The organism is Streptomyces sp. NPDC101152 (genome assembly GCF_044768275.1).
Taxonomy (GTDB): Bacteria; Actinomycetota; Actinomycetes; order Streptomycetales; family Streptomycetaceae; genus Streptomyces.
The window spans coordinates 1-11920 of sequence record NZ_JBIWPO010000094.1; the positions used below are offsets into that span (position 1 = coordinate 1).

12 protein-coding genes and 1 pseudogene are annotated in these 11920 nt (G+C 70.6%); 6 read left to right on the top strand and 7 right to left on the bottom strand.

What is annotated here, in order from left to right; all coding sequences use genetic code 11:
* Positions 1-220: 220 nt before the first annotated feature.
* Positions 221-406, top strand: a pseudogene (locus ACIRVK_RS43980) (F420-dependent methylene-tetrahydromethanopterin reductase); the annotation flags it as partial.
* Between the two features lie 4 nt (positions 407-410).
* Here ACIRVK_RS43980 and ACIRVK_RS43985 read toward each other — a convergent pair.
* The 3 genes from ACIRVK_RS43985 to ACIRVK_RS43995 form a co-directional block, all read right to left on the bottom strand.
* Positions 411-1976, bottom strand: coding sequence for a hypothetical protein (locus ACIRVK_RS43985; protein ID WP_404257557.1), 1566 nt, complete (start codon positions 1974-1976; stop codon positions 411-413).
* A gap of 277 nt (positions 1977-2253) precedes the next feature.
* Positions 2254-2952, bottom strand: a complete 699-nt coding sequence (locus ACIRVK_RS43990; RefSeq protein WP_404257559.1) for an NAD(P)-dependent oxidoreductase — start codon at positions 2950-2952, stop codon at positions 2254-2256.
* 93 nt (positions 2953-3045) lie between these two features.
* Positions 3046-4056 (bottom strand): YihY/virulence factor BrkB family protein, encoded by a 1011-nt coding sequence (locus tag ACIRVK_RS43995; protein ID WP_404257561.1) that lies wholly within the window; start codon positions 4054-4056, stop codon positions 3046-3048.
* Positions 4057-4178: 122 nt separating this feature from the next.
* On the opposite strand from ACIRVK_RS43995, the gene ACIRVK_RS44000 reads away from it, so the two are divergent.
* Positions 4179-5960: a glycoside hydrolase family 15 protein gene (locus ACIRVK_RS44000; protein ID WP_404257563.1), complete on the top strand. Its 1782-nt coding sequence runs from the start codon at positions 4179-4181 to the stop codon at positions 5958-5960.
* 25 nt (positions 5961-5985) lie between these two features.
* On the opposite strand, the gene ACIRVK_RS44005 is transcribed toward ACIRVK_RS44000, so the two are convergent.
* On the bottom strand, positions 5986-6492 hold the full coding sequence (locus ACIRVK_RS44005) for a hypothetical protein (RefSeq protein ID WP_404257565.1): 507 nt from the start codon (positions 6490-6492) through the stop codon (positions 5986-5988).
* A gap of 4 nt (positions 6493-6496) precedes the next feature.
* Positions 6497-7018: an ATP-binding protein gene (locus tag ACIRVK_RS44010; RefSeq protein ID WP_404257567.1), complete on the bottom strand. Its 522-nt coding sequence runs from the start codon at positions 7016-7018 to the stop codon at positions 6497-6499.
* Between the two features lie 199 nt (positions 7019-7217).
* On the opposite strand from ACIRVK_RS44010, the gene ACIRVK_RS44015 reads away from it, so the two are divergent.
* The gene (locus tag ACIRVK_RS44015; RefSeq protein ID WP_404257569.1) at positions 7218-7448 is read left to right on the top strand and encodes a DUF397 domain-containing protein; all 231 of its coding nucleotides are present in this window, start codon (positions 7218-7220) and stop codon (positions 7446-7448) included.
* 94 nt (positions 7449-7542) lie between these two features.
* Positions 7543-8463, top strand: coding sequence for a helix-turn-helix domain-containing protein (locus ACIRVK_RS44020; RefSeq protein ID WP_404257571.1), 921 nt, complete (start codon positions 7543-7545; stop codon positions 8461-8463).
* Positions 8464-8475: 12 nt separating this feature from the next.
* On the opposite strand, the gene ACIRVK_RS44025 is transcribed toward ACIRVK_RS44020, so the two are convergent.
* Positions 8476-9294: an SAM-dependent methyltransferase gene (locus tag ACIRVK_RS44025; protein WP_404257579.1), complete on the bottom strand. Its 819-nt coding sequence runs from the start codon at positions 9292-9294 to the stop codon at positions 8476-8478.
* 267 nt (positions 9295-9561) lie between these two features.
* On the opposite strand from ACIRVK_RS44025, the gene ACIRVK_RS44030 reads away from it, so the two are divergent.
* Both ACIRVK_RS44030 and ACIRVK_RS44035 read left to right on the top strand, forming a co-directional pair.
* Entirely contained in the window at positions 9562-11067 is a 1506-nt protein-coding gene (locus ACIRVK_RS44030; RefSeq protein ID WP_404257573.1) for a recombinase family protein, read from the top strand.
* Positions 11064-11297, top strand: a complete 234-nt coding sequence (locus ACIRVK_RS44035; RefSeq protein WP_404257575.1) for a hypothetical protein — start codon at positions 11064-11066, stop codon at positions 11295-11297. Before ACIRVK_RS44030 ends, ACIRVK_RS44035 begins: the two co-directional genes overlap by 4 nt.
* 127 nt (positions 11298-11424) lie before the next feature.
* On the opposite strand, the gene ACIRVK_RS44040 is transcribed toward ACIRVK_RS44035, so the two are convergent.
* The gene (locus ACIRVK_RS44040) at positions 11425-11601 is read right to left on the bottom strand and encodes a hypothetical protein (protein WP_404257577.1); all 177 of its coding nucleotides are present in this window, start codon (positions 11599-11601) and stop codon (positions 11425-11427) included.
* Positions 11602-11920: the final 319 nt, after the last annotated feature.

The following is an 11920-nucleotide window of genomic DNA, read 5'->3' on the forward strand; positions in this document are numbered from 1 at the left end:
GCCGCATGCGCCTGGTCATCGATGAGCCGGACCTCGGCAGGGGACAACGCCAGTCGGGCACGGTGCCCGAACTGCCGCTTCACCAAACCGAGTTCACCCATGAACGATCACCATACACATGTGGCTTCGGTCACCACGATGGAACCCGAACCCTGACGTACGCACCGGCCGTCACGTCGTTTACGTACGCCGGTACCTGTGAGGCGGACACATCTAATCCGGCTTCAACGTCACGCCGTACCTGATTCCCGACGGCCTCGACGACATCGTCGACCTCCTCGTCCCGGAACTGCAGGAACGTGGGGTCTACCGCACCGAGTACACGGGGACGACGCTCCGCGACCACCTGGGCCTGCGCGAACCGCTCACCCAGCGGTCCGCGCCGGCCCGGCGGCAGGCGGGCTGACCGCTCACATGGCTGACGGCGTTGCGCTCCCCGTCACCGAGGGCGACGGCGACGGCGTCCCGGACGTGATCGGCGAGCTGGTCGGAGCGGAACTCGGCGTGGGGGACGTGCTGTTCGCGGCCGACGGCGAGGTACTCGGCGCCACCGACGCGGAAGGCGCCGAGGTGCTCGCCGTCACGGACGGCGACGGGCTGCTCGCGGCTTTGCCGGACGGGGGTGTCTGGCCGAGCCGGGTGAGCACCCCGTCGACGACCAGTCCGTTGGCGTCCGTCGTGAGACCGACGGGGTTGCCGACGCCGAGCAGCCGGTCGCAGCCGAGGTTGGTGAACGACTGGTTCGCCCGTGAGGCCAGGAAACCGAAGAGGTTCGGAGCGGTCGCCGGGTCCGGTGAGGGCGCGGCCGTGAAGAGGGCCTTGTCCTTGAAGACGCGCTGGAGGCCGGCGGGATCACCGAACAGGGTCTTGCAGAAGGTCTTTCCGTTTCCGTCGGCGCCCCGGCCGACCGGGGGCATGTCGACTCCGGCACGGTACAGGTCGGTCTTGCGGACGCTGTCGCGGCCGCCCACCAGCGTCATCGGGTCGTTGCGCGGGACCAGTGCGATCGGGGCCCGCTGGCCGGCGGCGGCGGACAACTCGTCCAGGGGCAGGGCGGAGGAGAGCCGACCGTCACTGGACTGGTTGGGCGCGGTGAACGGCGTGCAGCCGAGGGCCGGGTCGATGAACTGGGTCAGCAGCAGGTTGTCGCTGCCGTTGGTCAGGTCCGTGGGCGTCGCCTTGCGCAGGGCCCTCCTGCTCGCGGCGTTGTTCTGGGCGATGCGGCCGCGCGCGTCGGCGAGGTAGTGGGTGACCACGTTGTCGCTTCCGTCCTGGTCCACGACGGAGAAGTCCCGGGTGGTCGGGCAGGGCCGGCCGTCCTTGGCCTTGCCCAGGGCGGGAATCCTGACGTGCTCGGCGTTCGCGGCGCGGAAGAAGGCCGGCGCGTTGCAGTAGGCGAACTGGCCGAAGACCGACCCCGGTACGCCGTTGACGCACCTGCCCTGGCGGAGGTTCCCGGAGCCGCCGCTGGACCTCAGGGTGAGCTCGGCGCTGTTGAAGCCGAACCATATGCCGACCGTCGAGCCCGCCGGCACGCTGGGCCGGACCACGGATGCGGCCGGTCTCGTCCCCTTGTCGACCACCAGCGGGTCGTACACAGTCAGTTTGCCGTTCTTGGTCAGGATCGCCGCCTCGACGAACGCCGACTGAGCGGGATCGGCCTCGTGACAGCGCCCCTTCCGGGGGTCCGTGGCGACGAGTTCGTACGGCGTGGCCAGGCCCCGGGCGGTGAGCGGGTGACGGGGCACCACCAGCGTGCAGTTCGGATTCGGCACGGCCTGCTGCGCGGGCTGCGCGGCCGCGTTCGCCTGGGCGTCCTGGTGGTGGGAGCCGCTCGCCGCGAACACCGATCCGGCCACCACGGCCAGGATCATCGGGCCGCCGATGACGGCGAGCGACCACTTCGACCGGATACCGCGCCGGGCATGCCCGCGCCGCGAGGCACGTGGTGACGGTGTCGAGTTGTTCCGGGGCACTGGGTTGCTCCTCACTGTGCTTCCCTCCGGTGGGGCGGCCCCCACGGGCCGGATTCGGCGCCAGCGACGTTAACAGCGTGCTCCTGGACAACACCCAGCACTTTGCCAACGAAATGCGTACGCAAAAAAGTGGGAACACGTGCCACCGGCATCCCAAAGGCATTCCCGGGAATGAGGATTCGCTGGTTCCGCGACAAGTCCGCACGGCAAACCGTACCGTGAGGGCTGTCACAAATTTGCGGATGAAGATTTCCGGGGCCGGGAAGCGCCGATCCGCTCACTTCCGGCCGCCGAACGCCTCCTTCCGGATGACCTCGAGCATGCTCGGCACACCGGTCGTGGTCCGAACGTCGAGGAAGGCGCCCGCATGACGGTCGCCGGTCGCCTCGCGCAGCAGCGCGTCGGCCAGGTCCGCGCGTGAGGTGAACCGGCCGGGCAGGCGCGAGGTGGCGATCTGGTAGTCGCTGACGGCGTCCGTGTCGAAGAGGCCGGACGGGCGGACGATCGTCCATGCGAGACCGCTGTCCCGCACGATCCGCTCCATGCGACGCATGTCGTCGTAGACGGTGCGACCGATGGTGCGCGCGATGAAGGGCTCCAGCACCTTGCGGAAGAAAAGGCCCTCGCCGGGGGCCGGCACGTCGAAGAGCACGGTCGAGGTGACGCAGACCAGGCGTCGGACGTCGTACTTCGCCATGGCCTGCGTGATGTGGGTCACGCCTTCCGAGTACAGGGTGACGGGCTGTCGGCTGAAGGGCACTCCGAGCGCGGAGACGACTGCTTCCTGTCCGGCGACGGCGCGTTCGACGGCCGCGGGGTCGCGCACGTCCGCGCCGACGAGCCTCAGTCGCGGATGGCGCAGCGGGAATTCCTCGGGATGGCGTGTGACGGCGGTGATGGTGTGCCATGCGGCGATCGCCTGCTTTGTGACCTGGCGTCCGGTCGGTCCGTTCGCGCCGAATACGACGAGTTTCACGTCGGTTCCCCTCTCCTGCTTGTCCTGCCATCCGGGAGAGTCCGGCAGCGAGGATGGTGACGTCCCCGGATAGGGTGAGACGCAGGTCACATGCTAGGGCTGCTTCTCGTCCTTTGGTCTGTCGTCCGACGGCGGCGGCTCGAAACGGACGCGGATCTTCTCGAAGCCCTTGAAGGACTCGGTGGTGGCGTACGAGCGGTAGGCGCGGCGGTCGGCCGGGCTGAGGCGCACCCGGTCGGTGAACGGGGTCAGCAGGCTGCGCGGCCACAGCCGCATGACACGGACCGTGCCGATCTCGGCGGCCAGCAGGAACACCAGCGCGCCGAGGTACAGCCAGCTCAGCAGGCCTAGCACGATGCCGAACATGCCGTAGGTGGCGGTGGCTCCGCGCAGCACGTGCCGCGCGTAGTAGGAGCCGCCCCATTGCAGGCCCTGCCAGGCGCAGGCGCCGAGCAGGCAGACGCCGTACAGATCCCGTAGCCGCAGGTGGCGCTCGGTCAGGACGCGGTAGCACGCCAGGAGCAGCACGGCGTTCAGTGCCACGCCCACGAGGGCGGCCGCGATCTGGACACCTACCGCCGGGCGGGCGCCGAAGATGCCCGCCGCGGACTGCGCGGCCGACAGCAGCGTCGTCACGCACAGCCCCAGGCCCAGCAGCAGGAGGAAGGACAGACCCTTCAGCCGGGACCGCAAGGGGTCGGGGCGTGCGTGCCGGGGCACCGCCCAGATCTTGTTCAGGGCGTACTGCGCGGCCTGGGCCACCCCCAGCGCACCGTACAGACTGCCCACGACGCCGATCACCAGGGCCGCACCGCTGCCCTGCAGGGAGTGGATGTTGTGCCCGAGCTGGTCGCCGATGACCGGGAACTCGCCGAGTGCGGAGTCCAGGACCCGCTGCCGCAGTCCCGGATCGCCGTTGAGCAGCATGCCGAGGACGGCGACGAGGAACAGCAGCAGCGGGAAGAGCGACAGGAACGCGTAGTAGGCCAGGAGCGCCGCGAGGTACGACGCCTGGTCGTCGTAGAACTTGTACAGCACGGCGAGCGGCAAGCCGGCCCAGCGGTGCCGTCGCTGATACGCGTCCACTCGAGCCAGAACGCCCACGGTCTTCCTCCGCCGCCGGCCGTCGCACAGCCCGATGCGGGCCGAGGTGTCCGACGGGTATCCGCAGCGGCGGCGATCATGCCTCTTGTTTCCCCCCGGCGATGCGGGGAAGTCCGACGCCCATGGAGCGCAAGACCGACTCGGCCCGGGAGGAACCTGTCGCAAGCTGCCCGCCCTGGGTGCTGCGCGAGTACGCCGTGCTCGCCGACGGCGAGCGGGGCGCGCTGGTGGATCCTCGGGGCAGGATCGTCTGGCTGTGCGCGCCGCGCTGGCACAGCGACGCGGTGTTCTCCACCTTGATCGGCGGCAGCGGGTACTTCGCGGTGGAGCCCGCCGACCGCTGGCACGTGTGGGGCGGCGCCTACGAGGAAGGCGCCCTGATCCGGGTGAACCGGTGGGTGACACCGGACTGTGTGATCGAGTGCCGGGACGCGCTGGCCATGCCCGCCGCCCCGGACCGGGTGGTCCTGCTGCGCCGGATGCGGGTGCGGCGCGGCCAAACGCTGCTGCGCATGCGGCTGGACCCGCGCCCCGGTTTCGGCGTCCACCGCATGCGCCGCCCCCGACTGCAGGACGGCACCTGGGATGCCGAGGCCGAGGACCTGCGGGTACGGCTCGTGGGGGCACCGGACGCGTCCTGGGACCCGGAGCTGGGACTGCACGCGGAGTTCCGGCTGCGCGAGGGGCAACAGCACGATCTCGTGCTGGAGGTCGCGACGGCGTCCGACGCGCCCCGGCTGGACGCCGGGGAACTGTGGCGGGCGACCGAGCAGGCCTGGCGTGGCGCGGTGCCGGACTGTTCCGCACTCGTCGCACCCCGCGACGCCCGTCACGCCTACGCCGTACTGCGCGGGCTGACCAGTGCCGCGGGCGGTATGGTCGCCGCCGCCACGACCTCGCTGCCGGAGCGGGCGAACACCGGCCGCAACTACGACTACCGCTACGCCTGGCTGCGCGACCAGTGCTACGCCGGGCTGGCCGTCGCCGCGCACGGGCCGCACGAGCTCCTCGACGGCGCCGTCCACTTCACCGCCGAGCGCATCCTCGCCGACGGCGACAAGACGCGGCCCGCGTACACGGTCACCGGGGAGCCCGTGCCCGACGAGCGGACGCTGGGGCTGCCCGGTTATCCCGGCGGCAACGACCGGGTCGGCAACCATGCCGGGCAGCAGTTCCAGCTCGACACCTTCGGCGAGGCTCTCCAGCTCTTCGCCGCCGCGGCCCACCACGACCGCCTCGACAAGGACGCCGAACGTGCCGTGTCGATCACCGTGGACGCCGTGGAACGCCACTGGGAGCAGCCCGACGCGGGCATCTGGGAGCTGGAGAACCGGTGGTGGACGCACTCGCGGCTGTGCGCGGTCGCCGGACTGCGCAAGATCGCCGCCGTCCTGCCGGGCGCCCAGGGCCGCCGCTGCGCCGAGCTGGCCGACACCGTCCTCGCCGAGACGCGCCGCCGCTGCCTGCACCCTCGCGGCCACTGGCGCCGGGCCGCCGACGACGACGGTCCCGAGGCCGCCCTGCTGGTGCCCCTGGCCCGCGGCTGCCCCGCCCCCGACGATCCCAGCGTGGCCAGGACCCGCGCTTTCTTGGAGGAAAGGCTGGCTCAGGACGGCTACCTCTACCGCTTCGACCACGAGGACGGGCCGCTGGGCGAGGCCGAGGGCGCGTTCCTGCTGTGCGGGTTCGCCATGGCGTTGGCGACGCACCGGCTCGGCGACCAGGTCGGGGCGTTCCGCTGGTTCGAACGGACCCGGGCGGCATGCGGGCCCCCCGGGCTGTTCGCCGAGGAGTACGACGTGCGTCAGCGCCAGCTGCGCGGCAACCTGCCCCAGGCGTTCGTCCACGCCCTGCTCCTGGACTGCGCCGCCCACCTGTCCGGGGCCTCGGCCCTGCCCGACTGAGCGACGGCCCCCGACGCTCGCGCGGTCAGGACACGGTGGCGAGCGTGGTCGCCAGTTCCTCGGTGGCGCGGACGAGTTCGGTGTCCCGGTCGGCCAGCAGGCGCGGGATGGCGTCGCTGTGGTCGCGGACGGCGCGGCGGGCCGCGTCCTCCCAGGCGATGTGGTCGCCGTGGCGGCGGCGCAGTTTCGGATAGGCGGCGGCCGTGGTCTCCCACTGGCGGGCGCCGGCGATGTTGCGCAGCAGGTGCAGGATCTGGGCCCGGCAGGTGACCTGGGGGCGCTGGACGAGGTCCCACAGGAAGGGGACGGTGACGGCCGTCGCCTGGTCGACGACGAATCCGTACCGGCAGATCCGGTTACGCAGTCCCGTCAGCGCGGTGCTGGAGGCGGCCGTGTCGCCGGAGGCGAGGGCGGCGAGCAGGAACGGGATGGCGGCGGCGGACCCGGTGGTGTCCCTCATGTCGTGCCACGGCACCCGGGTGACGTCGCCGAGGGTGGTGGGCGGGTGGTCGTGCCTGCGGTGGGCGGTCATCGTTTCAGGCTGTCGCCGTGCCCCCGTTCCACGAAGGGCGCCCCGTGGGGAGCATGGCCCAGACGGTCTTGCCCTTGAGGGCCCGGCGGGTCCAGCCCCAATGCTCGGACAGTGCGTCCACTATGCGCAGGCCGCGGCCGTTCTCGTCCAGCGCGTCCGTGGTGGGCCGGCAGGTCGGCACGGCGGTGTCGGGATCGGTGACGGCACAGACCAGGTGCGCGGTCCGCAGGGTGAGCTTCAGCCACACCTCGGTCTCCGCCGCGGGGTCCGGTCTGGCGTGCGTCAGGGCGTTGGCGACCAGCTCGGAGACGATGGTCAGCGCGTCGTCCACGCAGCCGTCCAACTGCCAGGCGGCCAGGGTGCGTTCGGTGAAGGCGCGGGCCTGGGCGCACCCGGGGCCGGTGCCGCTCAGGCGCAGAGCGGCGGTCGTGGGCGCGGACCGCGCGGCTGCGGCGAGGGGCGGCTTGCGGTCCTCCGTGGGCGCGGGCGGGCCGAACAGGGCTGCTGAATGCGCGGGCGACGACACAGCACCTCCCCGAGAGGACGACAGGACGGGCGCCAGCGGGGGTGGTTGACGCCTTCGTTATTATCCACGCCGAGAGCGTGCTCGTGCAATTTCACGGAAAATTGCACCCGTTGAGAGATGGATCCACGCCACGCACGGCCCGTCGCGCTCAGTCGACGGCAGGCCCGTGACGTGGCGTGACGGAAGCAAGGAGAGTGCCGTGGCCTCAGTTCGCAACGGGGTACGGGCCAGCGCCCTGGGCGTGACCTGGCTCAAGAGCCGTCACAGCAACGCGGAGGGCAACTGCGTGGAAGTCGCCGCCCTGCCCGGCGGAGGCGTCGCCGTGCGCAACTCCCGTGACCCGCACGGTCCCGCGCTGGTCTACACGCCCGCCGAGTTGGCCGCCTTCCTCGCCGGCGCGAAGGACGGGGAGTTCGACCACCTCGTCTGACCTGGTGGGCGGTCCACCTTCCGCCGACATATGCGCGAAGGGGTCGCGCGATGCGATAATGCGCCGTGTCGTCGCCTGCATACCGGGAGTCAGGATGTCCGCCGAGTCACCGCGCGTCTCCCGCCTCGAACCGTATCTGAACCGCACGGAGCCCGCCCCGACCTTGCTGAAGATGCTGGTCGGGGTGCAGTTGGCGGGTTTCCGCGAGGACGTCGGCCTCGCTCAGGAACAGGCCGCCCGCTCTGTGGGGTTCAGCCCGGCGAAGCTGTCGCGCATCGAGGCGGGCAAGGGGCGCCGGCCGCCCACCGAGGCCGACGTCCGGGCGCTGCTGGACCTGTACAAGACGGACGACCACGAGGCGTCGGTGCTGCTCCAGTTGCTGCGGCGGGCCGGGGAGCCAGGGTGGTGGCAGCGCTTCGACAAGCGTCTGATGCCGGAGTGGTTCGACCGGCTGGTCGGGCTGCAGGAGGCGGCCGAGGCGATCCGTACGTTCGAGATCCAGTACGTTCCCGGGCTGCTGCAGACTCCCGCCTACACCCGTGCCGTGGTCCAGCGCGGCCTGCCCTCGGCGACGGCCCGGGAGGTGGAGCGCCGCGTCGAACTGCGGATGCGCCGGACGGAGTTGCTGCGGCGCTCGGACCCGCCCCAGCTGTGGGCGGTCGTCGACGAGTCGGTGCTGCTGCGTGTCCTGGGCAGCCGGGAGGTGATGCGGGAGCAGCTCCAGCACCTGGTCACGATGGCGCGACTGCCCCATGTGACGGTCCAGATCGTCCCCCTGGACGTGACCAACGCCTCCGCGCCGGCCATCCCCGTCACCTACCTGCGTTTCGGCGGCCTGGACCTGCCCGACGTGGTCTACCTTGAGCACATCAGGAGCGCGACCTTCCTGGAGGACCGCGACGAGACGGAGGAGTACCGGGTGGTCCTGGACCGGCTGGCCGACGAGGCCCTCAACCCCCGCGACTCGCTGGCCCTCCTGCGCGAGACGGCAGAAGGGCGCTACGGGGCCCGGTGAGCCGGCCGCTCGCTACCTGAGGCGTCCCACTCCGCCGAACTCGATCCACTCCTGGGTGAGTTGACGCGGCGCAACCTCGCTGTCCGGCCGCCAGGTGGACACCTCCACCAGGCCCGGCTCCAGGATGTCCAGGTCCTCGAACCACTCGGCGACGTCCTTCTCCTGGCGCACCCGCCCCCAGTGACCCTGCGTCGCCTTGTCCATGAAGTCGGTGACGAAGTCCCGCACCCGCGGGTCCTCGCTCACCAGCTGACACATCACCAGACAGCTGCCGGGCGCCAGCCGTTCGACCACCCGGCGCACCACCGCGGGCGGTCCGTCGCTGTCGCTGTCGGGGATGCAGTGGAAGACCGAGTTGAACAGCACCGCCACCGGCTCCGAGAGGTCGATCAGCCGCCGGGTGTCCGGGTGCGAGAAGATCGTTTCGGTGTCGCGCAGGTCCGCCTGGATGACGGCGGTGCGGTCGTTCTGGTCCAGCAGGGCGCGCCCGTGCACCAGGACCATCGGGTCGTTGTCGACGTAGACCACGCGTGAAGAGGGGCCGACCCGCTGCGCGACCTGGTGGACGTTGTCCTGCGTGGGCAGACCCGATCCGTGGTCGAGGAACTGGCGCAGACCGTACTCCTGGGCCAGTGTTCCCACCACGCGCTGCAGGAAGCGCCGGTTGTTGAGCGCGAGCGCCCGCGTGCTGGGGACGACCTTGTCGAGTTCCGCGCAGGCGGCCCGGTCGACGGCGTAGTTGTCCTTGCCGCCCAGGTAGTGGTCGTACATGCGGGCGGCCGTGGGGACCGTCGCATCGATCGCGGTCGACATCCGCTTCCCGGACTCCATCGTCTCCCCCACACTCCCGCACCGGATCCGGCGCACCGGACGCCGGGCCATACATCCTAGTGTGATGCGGCAGGCGACGTTCGCCCCGCCGCGACGCCCGGCACGCCCTCTCGCCGCACCGGCCGAAACCCCAAGTACGTCCGGTCCATCAACGGGGCATTCCGTCCGGCACGCCGAGAGCACGCTCCCCCACTCTCGACTTGGCCAACTTTCCTTGGCGGGGCCCTGAAAGGGCAGGACCACAGCCCACCAGGGGGGTAAGGGATCATGGCCACAGCGACAGAGACACTGACCGGCCGCGAGTACCGGCGCGTGTCCAGCGACAAGAGCGGCGAGGGCCGGTCGGTCGACGAGCAGGGCTGGGAGAACGCGGCAGCCGCTGAAGATCACGGCATCGCGCTCGGGGAGCCGTACGAGGACACCGGCTCTGCCAGCCGGTACCAGCGCAAGGGCCGGGACGGCTTCGACAAGCTCACCGACGACCTGAAGAACGACACCTTCGGCGCGGACGTCCTGATCTTGTGGGAGTCCTCGCGCGGCTCCCGCAAGGTCGGCGAGTGGATTACGTTGATCGAGCTGTGCGAAGAGCGCGGCGTGAAGATCTTCGTCACCTCGCAGGGGAACATGTACGACCCGGCGAACGGCCGGGACCGTAAGGCGCTCATCGACGACGCGAACGACTCGGGGTACGAGAGCTACAAGATCAGGACGAGGGTGAAGCGTTCCTTGGATGCCAACCTTGCGGCAGGCAAGCCGAACGGTCAGGTCCCCTTCGGGTACATGCGTGAGCCGGTGTGGACCACCGACCGACGCGGACGCAAGGTCACCCGCTCCGGCCCCCAGCTGCCGGACCCGGCCACGGCCGTGCTCGTGATCGAGCTGTTCCGGCGAATCAAGTCCGGCCACTCCTTCCTGTCCATCGAACGTGACTGGGCGGCGCGCGGCGTGACCAACAAGAGCGGCCGTCCGTTCAGCGCTCAGCACCTCCGGTCCATGGCCACCCGCAAGGCGTACATCGGCATCCGCGTCCACTACGGCGAGGAGTCCGAGGGCGACTGGCCGGTGATCGCGGACTTCAAGGGCTCGCCGATGACGGCCGACGCGTTCGTGACGCTCTTCAAGGAGGTCGGGAAGATCCTCGCCGACCCGGCGCGCAAGACCGTCAAGCACGGCGCCTCCCCGCACGAGTTCACCGGCGCGCTCCGCTGCGATGTGTGCGGCGGGCCGGTGAAGGTCGACGGCCGGAAGACGACGGGGCGCTACACCTGCCGGGACAAGGGCTGCGTCTCGATCCCGAAGGAAGCCGTGGACGCGGTCCTGACCCTTGACCTGATCGCCTTCCTGTCCGACCCGGACGTCTACCGGGCGATCACCCCCGAGGACGGTGGCGCCGAGCTGGACTCCGTGCGCGCACAGCTTGCGGCGAAGCGCGCCGAGTTGGGAGAGCTGGAATCGGCTCCCCGCCCGTCCGGGGCCCGCGCCAAGATCGCCATGCTCACCATGATCGAGGAGCTGGAGGGCGAGATCACCGAGCTGGAGGACCGCGAGACGAAGCTGACACCCCGTCCGTCTCCGCTGGCCGAGCTGTTCGAGTACGGGCCGGACATCGAACGGCGCTGGAAGGCCCGGCCGGTCGAGGTGCGCCGCCAGATCGCGACCATGGTTCTGTCGCCCGAGCTGCTCGGCCAGCCCCGGGTCAAGCAGGTCGCGGCCTCCGCGTCCCCCGCCGTCGAGGACCGCATCGCGTGGGCGACGGAGGTGAGCGAGTCATGACCGCGCACCCTGTCGATCAACCGCTGTTCGGCCAGCAGGCGGCCGAACTGCGGGCGGCCCTACGCCGGTTGCTGGCCACCGGTCTCAGCCCCGTGGCGGCGCCGGTGGACCCCGTGCGGGCCGCGTACGGCACATACCTCCGGAACGCCTACGGCTGCCTGCGCTGTGCCTTCCTGCCGGACCGCTGCGCGGACGGCCGCACGCTGTGGGAGGAGTACCAGGGCGCTTGATCATCACCGAGCCGGCTGATCATCTGCACACGATTGAGCCCACGCCGCATGACGGGGGCTCAGTGCTGAATCGGATAGCTCTGGCAGGGCGGGCCACCCACCAGCAGGCGAGGGGCTCGCGCGGCGCTCAGAACCGGGTGTGGAGCCAGACGAGGAACAGGCTCGCGGCTGTCGTGCTCGCGCCGTACGCGGCGCCGTAGAGGGCGCGGAGGACGAGGACGCGGCGATAGCGCTTCAGCCATCCAGTTGCGCGACGTCCCGGGGGTCGCCTGGGCACGTCAGGGCCCGGCTGGTTATGGTTCATGTGTCGCCTTTCTCGTTCTGCGTGAGTAGGTGGACGCACAGGGAGCCCGCTCCGGCCCTCGGTTTCCTAGGCCAACTGGGCGGTGGTAGGGCTCCCTTTGCACATCCGGGAGTCTACGTATCGCTCGCGACACTGAGATGCACACAAGGGCGGAATCCCGCTCAGGGAACGCTTCTCGGCATGGGCGGCGAGACCTCCTAGCGTTTTTCTGCACCTAACTTCAGCTAAGAGCTCGCGCAGATAGGCGCACTCATGGGCGGTGGTTCGGGCGGTCGTCCCAGCGGTGGGTGGTCCACGCGCGGCGGATTAGGCTACGGAC

Excerpts from the sequence above, each read along its gene's own strand:
- ACIRVK_RS44000 (WP_404257563.1), top strand. The coding sequence starts at position 4,179 with ATGGAGCGCAAGACCGACTCGGCCCGGGAGGAACCTGTCGCAAGCTGC.
- ACIRVK_RS44005 (WP_404257565.1), bottom strand. The coding sequence starts at position 6,492 with ATGACCGCCCACCGCAGGCACGACCACCCGCCCACCACCCTCGGCGAC.
- ACIRVK_RS44030 (WP_404257573.1), top strand. The coding sequence starts at position 9,562 with ATGGCCACAGCGACAGAGACACTGACCGGCCGCGAGTACCGGCGCGTG.
- ACIRVK_RS44020 (WP_404257571.1), top strand. The coding sequence starts at position 7,543 with ATGTCCGCCGAGTCACCGCGCGTCTCCCGCCTCGAACCGTATCTGAAC.
- ACIRVK_RS44035 (WP_404257575.1), top strand. The coding sequence starts at position 11,064 with ATGACCGCGCACCCTGTCGATCAACCGCTGTTCGGCCAGCAGGCGGCC.
- ACIRVK_RS44040 (WP_404257577.1), bottom strand. The coding sequence starts at position 11,601 with ATGAACCATAACCAGCCGGGCCCTGACGTGCCCAGGCGACCCCCGGGA.
- ACIRVK_RS44025 (WP_404257579.1), bottom strand. The coding sequence starts at position 9,294 with ATGGAGTCCGGGAAGCGGATGTCGACCGCGATCGATGCGACGGTCCCC.